The organism is Clostridium estertheticum subsp. estertheticum, from assembly GCF_001877035.1.
Lineage (GTDB): Bacteria > Bacillota > Clostridia > Clostridiales > Clostridiaceae > Clostridium_AD > Clostridium_AD estertheticum.
Genome location: NZ_CP015756.1, coordinates 797,362 through 812,875, shown reverse-complemented (window position 1 = coordinate 812,875; position 15,514 = coordinate 797,362). Strand labels below are relative to the sequence as shown.

The window sequence follows — 15,514 nt, the reverse complement described above, 5'->3', positions numbered from 1 at the left end:
ATTTTCCAATAAAAAAGTAACTATTAAATATAATAATATTTAATAGTTAATCATCTAATAAATCATCTGTCCAACCTGGCATAATTATTTACCTATTACCTTTTCTTGTTCTCTTTGTAAAACCATATTAGATAACATCATATAAAAATCTTGCTCTTGTTTACTCTTTGCCTTTCTAAATAAGTCCTTTAATTGACTATATGATAAACTTAAAAAAATATCATATATTTCGTTATTTTTTATTTCCATATCTAATACCTCCACTTCAAACTATTTATATAATATTATATACCAATATACTATTATATTAAACTATTACCTTATTATTAACCTCTTCTCTTCTATCATAAAAAAGCTGGTATACCCTCTTTCATGATCCCACTTATACGAAGTTAAAATTTTAGAACAAACAGTATAGTTTGAATTTGGATCTTTAGGATCTACTTCAAGCAATCCATCATTATCTATTTCACCCACGCTATAATAATTAGATGGATCTTCTTCGATTAAATATATTTTTAAAATTAGGTTAAATTTATCCTAAACGTGATATAATAATGTATGACAACTACAATTATAGGAGGGATATATATGTTATTAAACAGTCAAAAGATGGTTTCGATATCAGAAGCTAATCAAAATTTTTCTAAAATTGCAAAGTTAGTAGATGAGGACAAATCTGTAGTTATAATGAAAAACAATAAACCTAAATATATTCTTTTAGATTTTGATGAATTTAGCAAAGTGTCAATATCAGAGGAAGAAAAATTAGAGACAATTGCCGATAGAATATTATTTGAAAATTTAGATGCTTTTAAGGAATTAGCTAAATGAAATATATATCAGTTGAATACATTCTGAAGCTACATGAAAAGTTGATAAGTACAACTGGTGGTTCAGATGGAGTAAGAGATATAGAACTTTTAAAATCGTCGATTGAGAACTCAAAAGTAACATTTGACGGAGAAGATTTATACAAATCAATTGAGGAAAAGTGCTCTAATATATGCTACTGCATAATAAATAACCATACGTTTATAGATGGAAACAAAAGATCAGGAATATATGTAATGTTACTTTTATTAGAATATAATGAAATTAAACTATCATTTACACAAAATGAATTAATAGATTTAGGATTAGGCATAGCAAAAGGAGAATTGAAACAGAAAAATATATACGAGTGGATAAAAAGCCATAAAAATGTAAGCTAACATTTTTATGTAATTGAAATACTACCATAAACATCTAGTTTATGGTAGTACATATGTGACTAGCAAATTCGTTTCGCTCATTAGCAAACAGAACTTGTCCACTTTGTTACCAATTTCCGTAACGTGATTGCATCAACCTCCTAAAAAAAGTAAATATAGGGCGTATATTTCAGCCTTATTATACAGAGGTTTTTCCATTTTAAATTTTCCCTGCCAAGCAATTAATAAATTGTTGTGCTGTCCTTCCCGAGGCCCCTCCATGTTGCATTTCCCACCTATTTGCTTCTTCACATAATTCTTTTTGCGAAAGTGTAATATTTTCGTGCTTCTTAGCCAGTTCTTTTACAATTTCATCATATTCATCTCGGCTAGGATTGTTATAACCAATAGTAAGACCAAATCGATTTGCTAGCGATAATTTTTCCTGCATAGTATCATTAGTATGGACGTCACCTCTTTCTTCAATATCGTTTCGATCATTCCACGTTTCGCGAATTAAGTGTCTTCGATTAGATGTAGCATATATTAATACATTATCTGGTTTAACTTCCACTCCACCTTCAATCACAGCTTTCAAAAATTTGTACTCTATTTCAAATTCCTCGAAAGATAAGTCATCCATATAAATGATATGTTTATAATTTCTATTTTTAATGTAAGCAATTATAGCTGATAAATCCTGAAATTGATGCTTATAGATTTCAATCATTCGCAAACCACGATTATAATATTGATTAAGGATTGCTTTTATGCTTGCAGACTTCCCGGTACCACTCGCCATACAATAAAACATTATTGGCTGTTCTTCCTGCTACAAATGCTTCAGTATTCTCAACAGGTTCTTCCTTTTGGAATTTATACCCCACTAAATCATCTAATAAAACCTCATCCATATTGCTAATTGGGTAAAATTCTAACTTTCCATTTGTGTGGCCAACGCTAAATAGCACATTTTTCTTATATATAGACAGGGTTAGCTTTAATACTTTGGCTAACCAACGGTTTAAATGTAAATTTTCTTGTTATTTTATGATAATACTTCTGTTTATGTCGAAAATTGTATGTTTCATGCAATTTATGTTACTTTTATTAATAAAAGTAATATAATTTGTATTGTAAGAATTCTTACAATAAGTGATCGCTTATTTGATAAAAAATTAATATTAATTAGCAGAGTACTATTGCAGAGACTTCAAGTAAACTCAAAACATTATAGGGGGAATTAATATGAATAAAAAAGCGAAATTAAAATTATGTGCATTGACTTTAGCTACAACACTAGGTGCGTTAACCGCATTAACCTCAGTTCAAGAGGTACAAGCCGCTGTTGTTTCAAACGGAATTTCTTCTACAGCCACGGCAAATACAGAAAATATAAAAATAATAAATGAGGATACTTTTGAAGTTGATGGAGCTACATATAGCATATCTACTATTGCAAATTCTATAAAGGATAATTCTGCAAATGAGGATACAATACAACCAATGAGTATACCAACTGCAGCAGCAAAAGTCGCAATGAAAAAAGGAGTAAAATGGTTATTAAAAAATAAGACATTAATAATGTCTAAATTACCAGTAGGTTTAAGAAAATACATTAACATTGATAAATTTGTGAAGGCTGCTGATAAATTTATAGGCATATCTAGTGGATTTGAAGATTTACTTCACAAGGTATTTAGATCGTGGGGGATGCCTGAAGGTGTAAATAAGATTATAACTAATATAATAATGATTGCAGGTCCACTTTAATATCTGTTTTTAAAAACAAAAGGTATGACTTTCTAAAAATAAAAAGTCATACTTTTTATTTTAATATAAAACAATAAAAAAATTTATTTACTCGTAAGGATTATATAAATGCAGTATTTTAAATCTATTATCCGTTTTTACGATAAATTGTTTGTTTAATTTTTCTTATTATAAAAGAAATAAGAAATAAACCATACTAATACCATAGTAGCACTAACAATACTTAAAGTTGTTACAATAGGTCCAACTAATTGAGCCCCCCACCATTTAACCCCTTGAACTGAAAGTATTAATAGAAATAAAGTGCATAAACAAAATGTAATAATACATGTTATATTACCTGACTTTAAAAAAATAAATTTTTCTCGTTCGTCTTCAGAATCTTTATCCTCGATACTACTTTTTTTGTTTAAACTTCTTGTTATTTCTTCTATTCCTGTTACCGTTAAAATAATCAAAAGTATTATACTTGATTTGCTTGAATCAACAAAATACATAACAACCTCACCAATTGCAAAAAGTAAAGATAGTACTCCCAATATAAGTCCCTTTTTATTATATATTTTCATTTATATTCTCCTTACTATATTTATTTAAATAATACAACTCCTCAATGGTAGTATTAAAAACACATGCTATTTTATAAGCAAGCAAAATTGAAGGATTGTATTGTCCTTTTTCTAATGAAATAATTGTTCTTGACGATACGCTAACTGTATTAGCTAATTGCTGTTGTGTCATATTAGTCTCCTTTCGATATTCTTTAATCTTATTTTCCATATATAGACCACCTTTTAATATGAAGTGTATTTCGCATGAAGTACACTTCATATTATATCCATCGTATATTATATTGTCAATATAATAATTTAAAAGTAAGATTAATTTTGGTACTTAGGGTTCTATGCCAAAGCCATTGCAATTTTGAAAAATAATACAATTTAAAAGCTCGGCATCTCCTTTCGTGATTATAACATTTCTGATTTTATTGTATGGCTTTTATTTATATCATAAAGGTATATTAGCATTATTGCTATTGTAACAGAATAGATATAAGAGTAAAATGCAAAATGTAAATTGTAATAATGAGCCCTTTGGTAGGAGTTCAAGTAATTGTTGCAAGTTTCTTTCAGTATATCGGTAAACCTAAACCAGCATTATTTTTATCAATAATGAAACCATGTTTATTTTTAATACCATTAATGCTGATTATTCCAATATTTTTTAAAGTTACTGGTATCTTTGTATCTGTTCCGTTATCCGATTTTTTTACTGCAATGATATCTTTAGCTTTTATATATCGTGAGATAAATAAAATGAATGCGTTAGGGGTAGTAACAGGGTAGCTGAATGTAACATAAATGCAATTAATTTTTTTTCGTGATACAATAGTGTAAATAATTGAGTATTTCTTTTTCACCCATATTCTATCCTATAGGATATGGGTGAAACCATTGAATAAAAGGCTACAAGTTATAAAAATAATATAGAAATGGGGATGTATATGAATATTTGTGATTGTATTAATAATAGAAGAAGTATAAGAATGTTTACAGATCAGGAAGTAAAATCAGATGTAATTGATGAGTTGATAGCACTTGGAACAAAAGCTGCTACCGGTTCCGGAAATGAAGCTTGGGGTTTTGTAGTTATTACTGATAAAAATGAAATGAAGAAAATATCAGATGAAACAAAAAAATATTTGTTAAAAAATTTTGAAAAACACCCATATTTTAAACAATATGAGAGCTGGCTTAATAATGAAAAGTTTAATACCTTCTATAATGCACCATGTTTAATACTTATATATGGCGATACTGACTCGCACTGGAATGTCTATGACTGCACCTTAGCAGCTGGTAATATTATGAATGCTGCTATGGAATATAAATTAGGTACCTGTTGGATTGGATTTGCTGAGCATGTCTGTGGTACAGAAGAATTTAAGTTAAAATACAAAATACCTGCTAACTACAATTTAGTGAGTTCCTTAATAGTCGGTTATCCAAAGGTACAATTGCCTTCTCCAAGTAGAAAACCAGCTAAGATTTTCTTTAAGCGATAAATAGTAAACTTTGAAATAAGTACTTATAGGTTATTTAACAATCGTCAGATAGTGCGTCACATAATTAGACTATATTATCTATGACGTGGGTTACGATACAACTCCAGAAATGCGTCTTGATAAAAATGAAAGTAGTTAGTAAAATATATATGTTTTACTAACTACTTTCATTTTGAATATATAATCTTAACTTCCTTCTATTACTTTAAAACTTCCTGGTCACTACTATTAGAATTATTTCACCTACTTGCATAATGAATTCCTATTCCTTTTTTAAAAAGCATCCAAAACTTCACAGGAGAAGTGTATTATAGAATTGACAAATATAAAACAAGTTAGTATACTATCAATGTAGTTAGCGTACTAACTACATTGGAGGCACCGTATGCAAAACCTATCTTATTTAATAATCAAGGCATCAAGACATCTTAAAAACAAATTGGATAAAGCATTAAAGGAATTTGACATAACTGCTGCACAGTTTTCGGTTATAATTCAAATACATTCATCGGATCATCCAATTACAGCAGCAGAAATAGCTCAGAATCTCGGATCAGATAGACCGACTATTTCAGGTGTTATACATAGATTAGAGAAAAAAGGCATAGTTCTTAAAATTGACAATCCAGATGATAAAAGATCTTCTTATTTAGAGATATATAAAGAATCTAACAAGTTAATTAATAAAATTAAAGTCATAAGTGATGAATTAACAATTAATATATTTTCAATTTATTCAAAAGAAGAAACTAAGCTATTTACAGAAATGATTTTCAAATTAATTGAAGGGACTGAAGAATGATGGATAATAAGATATTATTAACCGGAATAACAGGGAATGTAGGAAGTGCAGTAGTTAAGTATTTGAAAAGTATAAAAATAGACTTCATAGCAGGTGTAAGAGACATAGAAAGAGGCAAACAGCAAGATGATTCTATACAGTATATACATTTTGATTTTCAAGATACAGTAACCTATGAAACAGCTTTACATGGTGTTAAAAAAGTATTTTTAGTTAGACCCCCACAATTGACAGATGTCAGAGGCATATTTATACCGTTTATTCAAAAATGTAAAGAAGTTGGTGTAAATCAAATTGTGTTTCTATCTTTATTAGGTGCAGAAAAGAATCCTTTTCCACCCCACCACAAAATCGAAAAAGCTATTGTAGAGTCTGAAATCCCATACACATTTATTAGACCTAGCTTTTTTATGCAAAATTTATCGACAACACATGCAGAGGATATCAAAGAACGAGACGACCTATTTATATCTTCAGGAAAAGCTAAAGTTAGCTTTATAGATACAAGAGATATTGGTGAAATTATTGGCAGAACAATTACAGAGCAAGGGCATAAAAATAAGGCATATACCATTACGGGTTCTCAGGCTATTACTTATTATAAAGTTGCAGATATCATGACAAGAGTACTTGGAAGAAAAATCACATATTCGAATCCATCCCTGTTTAAATTTAGAAAAGATATGATTAAAAGAGGTATCAAAAAGGATTTTGCAACGATAATGATGATACTATATCTTACAACAAAATTAGGCATGGCAAACCATGTTACAAATACTGCTGAATTGCTTTTGAAACGAAAACCTAGAACAATAGAAGACTTTATAAAAGATTATATTGACATTTGGCAATAAGGAGGTTTTATTAATTTTTCTATAAGTATAATTAGTCTCAAATTTGTGATACTGAACAATATTCTAATTCGTTTAAATATGCACTACAAAATGCAAAAGGAGTTTAAAAAATCACATTTATTAAAAAAAAACATAATATATTAGTGAATTATTATTTCAGGAGGTCTTTTGTGTATATTTCAAGAGTAGAGAATCCAATGATGTATAATCCTCAATTACAGGAGGCACTTGTGGGGGTAAAAGAAGCAGTTCAAGGTGAAAGAGAAGATGAGCTTTTTTATGATTACCTTATAAGTGTAGCGCCTACTAGAGAAGAAAAAGCTATTATAATTTCTATAAGGGATGATGAACGCAAACATAATAGCTTATTTAGAAAAATTTATAAAGACTTTACAGGGATGGAAGTATCAACTGCTGGTGAAAACACCTTTGAAAAACCAAATTCTTATATAGATGGTATTAAAAAAGCTTTATTTGGAGAATTAAGAGCCGTAGAAAAATACAGGGCAATTAGAAGAGCTTTGCCTATGGGGCCCTATAGAGATGTATTATTTGATATAATTACGGATGAGATAAAACACTCATCTAAATACAATTATCTGTTTACCTTAAACAACAGTTTAAATATTCCATCTATGAATAGAAGATTGGTACAAGATACTTCTAAATTTACACCAGACGACTGGGTAAGATATATAACTCCATTAGTAACTCGTGCTTTAGCAGAAGCTAAAGAAGGGATTAATCCAGAACATTTATATCAAGAATTCATATTATCAGGAGTGCTTGTAGGACTAGGAAAAACCCCTCAGGAGGCTATTGAGCAAGTTGAACAATGGGAAAAGGATGGTACATCACAGCTGCTTGCAAAGAGTAAAATGGCAAGAGGCTACAATTACTAGAATGTAAAAATGAAATGTGATAACTTAAATACTAAGCTATCACATTTCATTTTTACATAATTTTTATAATTGCCCTTTAAGTACACCAACCCTAGGAAGCTTATCTAGTTTGCTTGCCACTCCATGGCAACTTTCAAACTGTGAGCTTAAATCTTTACCAGCAGTTAAGCCGAAGTGTGTAGCTCCGCTCCATTTTGAAATATCGCTTACATCGTATACAATTCCATTAACTGCTACATAAGCAGGTCTTCCCATAGCACCATCATACTGTGCAAGTTCACTTAAAGTAAATTCCTTGGTTTGCCTAGGAGCTCTTTGTCCATTTTGATAGTAGTCACCGCGGTGTTCTTGCGCAGCTTGTGCATCTGATTTAGTTATATGAACTGTACCACGTGGATGCTGAGGTGGTGCATAAATAGAATATAATTTAAGCGGTTCATAACCTGTATTAATTAGATTGTGCCATTTACCCGCTGGTATAACAAAGGCAAAGTCATCATATACTGTTTCTTGAAAATCCAACATATCTTTTCTATCGCCCATTTTAACTATACCTTGCCCTTGTTCAATACGTATGAATTGATCAAGACCTGGATGAACCTCTAAACCTATGTCTTCCCCAACATTGATGCTCATCAATGTAACTTGCAAATGGCTTCCTGTCCATAAAGCAGTACGATAATTATTGTTTTGCTTAGTAACCTCTTTAATATTAACTACAAACGGTTCTGGTCCATAATCCTCTAACTTAATTAAACCATCAATATAAGTATTTGATGATGGCAAAGAATCAAATCTTGAATCATACTCCATTTCATCAGTAGTTGAGGTATACATTGCTGCATTAATGTAATAAGGACATGGATATGGTCTATAAATATTATACATATTTCTATTCCTTTTATATTATTATAAAATTATCATATGACTTATGTTTAGAAAAGGTGCTTCGATTCACATGAATGCTATGCTCCTTAGTTATTGTTATGTCCTTTAATAATATACATACTCATTATTTTTAATAATTTGGGCTAGTTTATATACTTATACTTCAGCAATCACTCTACAAGGAAGTCCTGAAAATCCACTCATATTATATCACTAGGTCTAAATTATCTAGATTTTCAATAATAAATACTCCTATAGCTTATATCAAATACTCTACCTCTTGTTATAGTAATAGGTGGCCAGCCAACATTTCACTGAATCACACCGACAGTAATTCTGAAGTTCAAAATCAACTCGGAAAATATGTCGTCACTAGTCTCTCTATCTAATTAATGGTGAGATTATATTTAGTGTGTGTTGATATTTTGAATGTAACACAATATCAATTGAATTACTTTCACTTTGAGGCTATTATCCATTTTAAAAGAATTGTAAATATACTAAAATTATGGTAATTATGGTATAATCAAATATATATTGTTAGTCGTGATTGTAATTTATTACGTCTTAGCTAATAAAATAATAATTAATCGTATTTGGAGGTACAATGGGAAAAGTGAGAGGTAGATGGAGTGAAAAACAAACAGATGAAAAAGTGCTGTCTGTACTTAGCAATGGTAGCTGGAGTAAAAAACAATGGAGTAAAAAACAGACAGATGAAAAAGTGCTGTCTGTACTTAGCAATATTTGGTCTATAAGTATAATAATATTTGTATGTACGCAGATTTTAGGTGTTTGGAAAATTGAAACAGATGTATTTGTTCCATTGTTGGGTGTGTCAATGTTAATTCAAGCCATTCAGTATTCGAAGAAAAATAAAGAGGTTGCTCAAGGTCATTTATTGGTTGCGATACTTGCTTTGGTGTTTTCAATTTTTGAATTTATAATAAAATAAACTCAAATTTGTAAAATGGATTGGATTAGTGAAAAAATAAGAATACAACACAGTTTTAATTATATTACATGGTTATTATAGTATAACTAAGGATTGATTATATTATAAACAATTATTAATTATCTAAATCTGAGTCTATTTTAGTAGTATCACGATTAAACTTAATCCATAAGCATAATCCTAATAGGCAAGTTAATACTTCAGTCACAGTCATTGACCATATAAGTCCATGTAACCCGAAAATATAATTTCCTGAAACCATAATGGGAATTAATAATATTCCCTGTGCTATAGACATTATGGTTGCCTCTTTAGCTCTTCCAATTGCTTGGAATATAGCTGTAATAATACCAGTAATTGCAGCAAACAATGATGAAATGAGCATAGCCATCAAAATGTATATACCAGTGTTTATTACATTAACATCTCTACTAAATAAATGGTATATTGGGTTTCGAAAAATAAAAATTATAAGTGAAATAAATATAGTTAGTATTAAAATATATGTTGTTGTAGTATTAATAACTTTCTTCATTCGTTTTATATTCTTAGCAGTATACGCATAGGCAATTAATGGAACAACCCCCATATATAAACCCATACCAATGAATTCTGAAAGTTGAACAAGTCGCAGCGAAATTCCAAAGCCAGCGACAGCATAATCGCCATAACGTGCGGAAAAATTGTTTAATAAGAGACTGGATACCATTAAGAAGCCGTCCAACAAAAAAGCCGTTATACCAATTTTAAAAATGTTACTACATATAGTAATGGTTGGTTTAAATGTCTTTAAGGAGATGGTTAGAGTTGCACTTTTATTTCTAAGATAATACACATAATATAACACTGCACCTAAATTACCAATAATTGTACCAAGTGCAGCGCCTGCGATGCCTAAATTACATGTAAAAATTAAAATTGGATCCAAAATAACATTTATTATAACGCTGAGAATCATACCATTCATTGAAATTGTTGAAGCACCCTCCGCCCGAACTATTTGTTCTAATGTAAAATTAGCAATTACAAATGGACTTCCAATGATAAAAACCATAATATAGCTTTGAGTAAACGAAACAGTATCACCTCTTGCTCCTAATATTTGCAAAATAGGATGAAGCAATGGAATAGCAAGTAACATAAATATAAATCCAGATAATAGACTCAGATAAAAAGAAACAGATGAGATTTTTTTTGCATCTCCTAAATCTTTCTCACCTAATAATCTAGAAATATAGGTGCCACCACCTGTACCAAAAACATTCCCGATTGCCATTAATATAGTTGTAAATGGCAAGGCTAATGTAACTGCAGTCATCATTGCTGTATTATTGAGCTTTCCAATAAAAAATGCATCAATAATACTATAAAGCATATTAATAGACATTCCTAGCATCATGGGAACTGCCATATGTACAATAGCCTTTGGTATAGGTGCGTCCTCGAAATAGTATGAATATGAATCTTTATTTTGTTCCATTTATTGTACCTCCAATTTAAGTATAATTAAAAAAAATTCGTCAGGGTGCTTTTTTTTAAACGCATTATTATATGCTTTTTAATTCTAGGGTAAGAATGGTACAAATAACAATTGTAGTACCCTTCCTTCAATAATTCAGATAGAATCGTTTCCTCTATCAATGCGTTGATCTTTATTATTCTCATATTCCTCATTATCATTATCATCCATATTTTCTTCCATGGTCGTGATCAACTTGCCCATCAGCGCTAAAAGCTGTTGTTTTTCATCTTCTGATAAAGAAATAAACATATTGTTAACCACTACCTGCCTTTCTTTCATAATTTCATTTACGATTTTTCGGCCTTCCTCTGTAATATAAACATTCGAAACCCGCTTGTCATTTTCATTTACACGACGTTCTACATAATTACTTTGTTCCAATTTGCTAACTAATTCTCCGAGCGAAGTAGGACGTATACGCAATTGTGTGCTTAATTCTTTCTGTGTTAAACCATCGTTTGTAATTAATACACCTAATAAATGTCCTTGACCGCGACCAAGGTTGATCTCATGAGCTCCAAAAGATTGTTGTTGGCGTCCTCTGTGAATAAGATTTGTAAAATAATGAAATTGTTGTAGTAATTTTTCTGATATTGAATTATGCATATAAACTATCTCCTTTGTATTTTAATAAGGTACCTTTTCTTTATTAGGTAGGTACCTTTCTTTATCATAGTATGCTTTTTAAATCTGATTGTCAATACATTTATTAAGGTACCTCTGTTTATTTTAATTAAAGTTAGATAAAAAAATATCTAAAAGCAACAAATCCCTAATTAATATATTCAAAAGTAAATAATGATAGTATCAATATAAAATTTAGTATTTATTTAAAATTTATATTTTTATGTTAAATATTTGAAATTTGTATTAATATTCTATATAATTGGATAAAGACATACTTATAGTAAAAGTTAAAGCAAATAGTTAAAAAGCAATTACTATTATTATTAAATACTTATAATATTAGCTCTTTAATAATAGGGCTTTTATTATTAACGTTAAGTTTTTTATCGTATGCTGAGGTATTTTCTTTTAATTATACGTCTTTATGTTTTTTTTCAATAATTTTATTAAAATCCATAATGAGAATGTTTATTCAATTTAAATATACTAAAAAATCTACAACGTGAGAGATGTTAAAATATTAATATATTGAGTGTTTAGACGATGCTATATTATTTAGTAATGAAAAAGATAGACTTAAAACTTTATTAAAAGAAGGGTATGGGGTTGAATCTTTTTCTTAGTTAGTGGCTTAAATTAGCAGGAAAGTTATGAATACCAGTTCTTCTGAAAATGGGCATGATTTAAAGTTAAAACCTCCAATATTTCGTCTGTTTATCTACGAAATATTGGAGGTTTCTGTTATTTCTTTATGAGTCTTTTTAGCAGTTAGAGCGATCCAATGACTTCAGAAATTCCACGAGCCTTTATTCTCCTTAATGGGCTGATGATTGAGAATGCTGCAGTTAGAATGGAAATAATGAATATTAGGACGACTTGTAATACAGGAAAATGCCAGTTAGAAATAAGAAAGGAAGTCAGATTTTTCTGTAATAGAACACCGATGGCGCATCCGAAGACGCATCCGCTCGCCGTATAGACGACAGCTTCTGCCAATGCCATTCTTGTAAGTTGTCTGTCAGACATGCCTATTGCACGCATAATTCCCAAATACTTGGTTTTGGATGTGATGTTGGTATTCATCGTATTTATAATATTTAGAATACTGATGAATGTAATTATACCTACAAATCCGTAAATAAATACTGCTATGGTCATAAATGAGCTACTTGCTTCTGCGTTTAGCTGACGACTGTCATGCAGTGTCACCGAATTTTTGGCTAACGCTTTTATTTCATTTATGGTTTGTTCTTGATTTTTTTTGTTCAGTTGTATATCGATTGTTTTATAGTTAGAGGTTATATCTCCAGTGATCTTTGCAAACTGCTTTTGGGTGGTGATAAATGTGGTTAATGTCTGTTTTTCGCTTTCATATGGCACAGAACTCAAGATTCCCATGACTTTATATTCTTTAGTCCACGTTGCGGTTTTAATATAGACAGCATCACCAACCTTCATACTTGCGTCTGCTGCTAATTCTCCTTTTCTATAATTTTTAACAACGGCAACAATACCATTCTGAGTATTAAGTTCATTTTCATCCATACCTCCAGCCATTAATGATTTCTTTGCCCATTGCATTTGCATTGAGTCGTAGGAAACAATCCATGATTTTTCCTTTGCAACCATCAAGCCATTGCTTTCTGTCTTGATGGGACCCATTTCCTTTTTATAGGTACCCGTCAGCCTTGTAACGTCAAACGTAGCATCCACATAGTTTGACATTCTTCCATACACCCTTTTTACATTGCCAAGCGTTGACAGTTTCTTGTATATATTTTCGCCAATACCTTGCGATGATGTGATTGAAACGTCAGGCGTATAGACTTCCGGAGCTTTTATTCCCAAAAATGTGGGATTGACGAAAACACTAAAACACATAAACATAATGATACTTAGAGCAATAGAACTGGATATCAGAAAAAGAGTTTTCTTCTTGTAAACAGAGTTGCTGATACCAATAACAATTTCAGCGTGAAATATCTTCATTAGAAGGCCTTGCTTGGTCTTTCGAGATATTTTACTATCCATACTTCCGCTCAAGGCACTTACAGGAGAAACTTTTGCAGCTTTTTTCGCAGGTAATAACGAAGCAATAAAGACTGTCAGAAACCCTATCACAATACCTGCGCCAATGCCGAATACACTGAAATTAATCAATGGAATGCCCCCATAAAGCTTGGTATTGTAAAATTTTAATATTGCGGTACAAATAAAGGTTATCAGAATACCAGCAAATACGCCAATTGGGATTGCTCTCCAACTTATGGATAAGCCTTCTCTTTTTACCAAACGTTTTATTTGTATCTCTGACGCCCCTATACATCTCAGAATCCCGAATTGACGAACTCTTTCCATTACTGAAATGTTGAAAGTGTTGTAAATCATTACAACTCCTGTAATAAGGACAAGAAAAAATAGGACGCCGCCAACAGCATACATCTTCAACACATTATTGTTTTTGGTTTGCATCATGAGGGCTAAAAGACCTTCATTGTGTCCTATGCGAGCATCTACTATATTCAAAGTTTTCTTGATTTCTCCTTCAACTTTTATAATATTTACACCATCTTTAAATAGAACAAAATATTGGCTTGATTTCGGTTTTAGCTGTTCTGACATTTTTGTTGACACGAATACAGCAGGTATAGCAGCAGCTTTGGTAGCACCCCAGTTATTGTATATACCGCTAATGGTGAACTTCTTAATTATTTTGCCTGGTAAGGTAATTGTCATTGTATCACCGATTTTATGGGCAGGCTTAGATTTTTCCATAAACCATTTTTCAAGCATAATTTCATTTTTAGACGTCGGGTAACGGCCTTTATTGAGATTAAAATTGATATTTTTCGCGAAATTTTCATCTAAAGAGGTGAGGGCACAATTCTCACCGTTGATGGTTCCTTCACCAAGGTCTTTCCAGGTTCCAGCATTTTGTACATCAATACGACTACCAATAGCTTGAATCTCTCTTGGGGATGGATTTCGAATCAAAATATGGTAGTTACCTTGATCCTTTAGCACTTGTGCTTTTTCAAATTTTACCAATGCATCTACCATAGAAAATATACCAACAACCAGTGCAACCGCCATGGCAACACTAGTGATGGTCAGACGCGTTTTCCGTTTATGGGCAGATAGGTATTTTGGTGCGAGCTCAAGATAGTTTTTCATTTTTTAACCCTCCCTAGTTCGGATACAATACCATCCTCTACGTTTAGTACCCGATCCGAGAAGGAGGCAAAACTCGAATTATGGGTAATCATAATTAATGTCTGATTATATCTTTTGACAGAAAGCTTTAAAAGATTGATTACCTCCTTGCTGTTTTTTGTATCAAGATTTCCCGTGGGTTCGTCTGCCAGCATAATTGCGGGACGAGTTGAAAGAGCACGCCCGATTGCTACGCGCTGTTGCTGTCCTCCAGAAAGCTGGTTTGGAAGGTGGTGTTTCCTGCTGGAGAGCCCAAGTATGTCCAAAAGTTCACCAATATATTGCATATCCGGTTTCTTGTAGTCAAGTAGCAGTGGCAACAAAATGTTCTCTTCTACGTTTAATTCGGGAATTAGATTGAATGCCTGAAAAATAAATCCAATGTTGCGTCTGCGGAACACAGAGAGATTCTTTTCCTTCATGGTAGATATGTCTTTGCCATCAAGCAAGACATTTCCAGAGGTTGGAGAGTCCAATGCCCCAAGGAGATTCAGCAGTGTACTTTTTCCTGAACCGGATGGCCCAACAATTGAGATAAATTCCCCTTTTGCAACGGAAAAAGATACCTCTTTCAGTGCGTCAACTTTCACTTCACCTTTTCCATAAGTTTTGCTTAAATTTTTGGCTATTAAAATATCCAATATAAACACCTCTTCTAAATATTTATTAAGATCATTTATTGAACATATCCCATCCGTAACAATAGGGCACGATGTTCTA

General features: G+C 31.3%; 18 protein-coding genes and 2 pseudogenes. 9 read left to right on the top strand and 11 right to left on the bottom strand.

What is annotated here, in order from left to right; genetic code table 11:
- Positions 1–84: 84 nt before the first annotated feature.
- The gene (locus A7L45_RS23075) at positions 85–249 is read right to left on the bottom strand and encodes a hypothetical protein (RefSeq protein ID WP_169829559.1); all 165 of its coding nucleotides are present in this window, start codon (positions 247–249) and stop codon (positions 85–87) included.
- Positions 250–315: 66 nt separating this feature from the next.
- Positions 316–477, bottom strand: coding sequence for a hypothetical protein (locus A7L45_RS23440; protein WP_170288041.1), 162 nt, complete (start codon positions 475–477; stop codon positions 316–318).
- 114 nt (positions 478–591) lie between these two features.
- Here A7L45_RS23440 and A7L45_RS03890 point away from each other — a divergent pair, with 114 nt between their 5' ends.
- Complete coding sequence (locus A7L45_RS03890) at positions 592–834, top strand: type II toxin-antitoxin system Phd/YefM family antitoxin (protein ID WP_071611545.1); 243 nt, start codon at positions 592–594, stop codon at positions 832–834.
- A complete protein-coding gene (locus A7L45_RS03885) occupies positions 831–1,214 on the top strand; it encodes a type II toxin-antitoxin system death-on-curing family toxin (protein ID WP_071611544.1) in 384 nt (127 codons plus the stop codon). The genes A7L45_RS03890 and A7L45_RS03885 overlap by 4 nt, the downstream gene beginning before the upstream one ends.
- 199 nt (positions 1,215–1,413) lie before the next feature.
- Here the strand turns inward: A7L45_RS03885 and A7L45_RS03880 are convergent.
- Positions 1,414–2,140: pseudogene (locus A7L45_RS03880) on the bottom strand (ATP-binding protein); the annotation flags it as partial.
- A gap of 301 nt (positions 2,141–2,441) precedes the next feature.
- On the opposite strand from A7L45_RS03880, the gene A7L45_RS03875 reads away from it, so the two are divergent.
- Positions 2,442–2,966, top strand: coding sequence for a hypothetical protein (locus A7L45_RS03875; RefSeq protein WP_071611543.1), 525 nt, complete (start codon positions 2,442–2,444; stop codon positions 2,964–2,966).
- 155 nt (positions 2,967–3,121) lie between these two features.
- On the opposite strand, the gene A7L45_RS03870 is transcribed toward A7L45_RS03875, so the two are convergent.
- Positions 3,122–3,535, bottom strand: coding sequence for a DUF2178 domain-containing protein (locus A7L45_RS03870; RefSeq protein ID WP_071611542.1), 414 nt, complete (start codon positions 3,533–3,535; stop codon positions 3,122–3,124).
- A complete protein-coding gene (locus tag A7L45_RS03865; protein ID WP_071611541.1) occupies positions 3,522–3,746 on the bottom strand; it encodes a helix-turn-helix transcriptional regulator in 225 nt (74 codons plus the stop codon). The genes A7L45_RS03870 and A7L45_RS03865 overlap by 14 nt, the downstream gene beginning before the upstream one ends.
- A 305-nt stretch (positions 3,747–4,051) precedes the next feature.
- On the opposite strand from A7L45_RS03865, the gene A7L45_RS03860 reads away from it, so the two are divergent.
- The 5 genes from A7L45_RS03860 (at position 4,052) to A7L45_RS03840 (ending at position 7,589) form a co-directional block, all read left to right on the top strand.
- On the top strand, positions 4,052–4,312 hold the full coding sequence (locus tag A7L45_RS03860; RefSeq protein WP_224616776.1) for a hypothetical protein: 261 nt from the start codon (positions 4,052–4,054) through the stop codon (positions 4,310–4,312).
- A 158-nt stretch (positions 4,313–4,470) separates the two neighbouring features.
- Positions 4,471–5,031, top strand: coding sequence for a nitroreductase (locus A7L45_RS03855; RefSeq protein ID WP_071611540.1), 561 nt, complete (start codon positions 4,471–4,473; stop codon positions 5,029–5,031).
- A 385-nt stretch (positions 5,032–5,416) separates the two neighbouring features.
- Positions 5,417–5,833, top strand: coding sequence for a MarR family winged helix-turn-helix transcriptional regulator (locus A7L45_RS03850; protein WP_071611539.1), 417 nt, complete (start codon positions 5,417–5,419; stop codon positions 5,831–5,833).
- Positions 5,830–6,687: an SDR family oxidoreductase gene (locus tag A7L45_RS03845; RefSeq protein ID WP_207647757.1), complete on the top strand. Its 858-nt coding sequence runs from the start codon at positions 5,830–5,832 to the stop codon at positions 6,685–6,687. The genes A7L45_RS03850 and A7L45_RS03845 overlap by 4 nt, the downstream gene beginning before the upstream one ends.
- A 170-nt stretch (positions 6,688–6,857) precedes the next feature.
- Positions 6,858–7,589 (top strand): ferritin-like domain-containing protein, encoded by a 732-nt coding sequence (locus A7L45_RS03840; protein ID WP_396022436.1) that lies wholly within the window; start codon positions 6,858–6,860, stop codon positions 7,587–7,589.
- Between the two features lie 63 nt (positions 7,590–7,652).
- Here A7L45_RS03840 and A7L45_RS23675 read toward each other — a convergent pair whose 3' ends face one another.
- Together A7L45_RS23675 and A7L45_RS03835 are read right to left on the bottom strand one after the other, a co-directional pair.
- Positions 7,653–7,844, bottom strand: coding sequence for a cytochrome b5 domain-containing protein (locus A7L45_RS23675; protein ID WP_224617015.1), 192 nt, complete (start codon positions 7,842–7,844; stop codon positions 7,653–7,655).
- Positions 7,845–7,934: 90 nt separating this feature from the next.
- A pseudogene (locus tag A7L45_RS03835) lies at positions 7,935–8,477 on the bottom strand (cupin domain-containing protein); the annotation flags it as partial.
- A 607-nt stretch (positions 8,478–9,084) separates the two neighbouring features.
- On the opposite strand from A7L45_RS03835, the gene A7L45_RS03830 reads away from it, so the two are divergent.
- Entirely contained in the window at positions 9,085–9,432 is a 348-nt protein-coding gene (locus A7L45_RS03830) for a hypothetical protein (protein WP_224616778.1), read from the top strand.
- Positions 9,433–9,547: 115 nt separating this feature from the next.
- Here A7L45_RS03830 and A7L45_RS03825 read toward each other — a convergent pair whose 3' ends face one another.
- From A7L45_RS03825 to A7L45_RS03810, 4 genes are all read right to left on the bottom strand, one after another.
- Positions 9,548–10,912 (bottom strand): MATE family efflux transporter, encoded by a 1,365-nt coding sequence (locus tag A7L45_RS03825; RefSeq protein ID WP_071611537.1) that lies wholly within the window; start codon positions 10,910–10,912, stop codon positions 9,548–9,550.
- Positions 10,913–11,047: 135 nt separating this feature from the next.
- Positions 11,048–11,560 (bottom strand): MarR family winged helix-turn-helix transcriptional regulator, encoded by a 513-nt coding sequence (locus A7L45_RS03820; protein WP_071611536.1) that lies wholly within the window; start codon positions 11,558–11,560, stop codon positions 11,048–11,050.
- A 789-nt stretch (positions 11,561–12,349) separates the two neighbouring features.
- Positions 12,350–14,755, bottom strand: coding sequence for an ABC transporter permease (locus tag A7L45_RS03815; RefSeq protein ID WP_071611535.1), 2,406 nt, complete (start codon positions 14,753–14,755; stop codon positions 12,350–12,352).
- Entirely contained in the window at positions 14,752–15,435 is a 684-nt protein-coding gene (locus A7L45_RS03810; protein WP_151553651.1) for an ABC transporter ATP-binding protein, read from the bottom strand. Before A7L45_RS03810 ends, A7L45_RS03815 begins: the two co-directional genes overlap by 4 nt.
- Between the last annotated feature and the right edge of the window lie 79 nt (positions 15,436–15,514).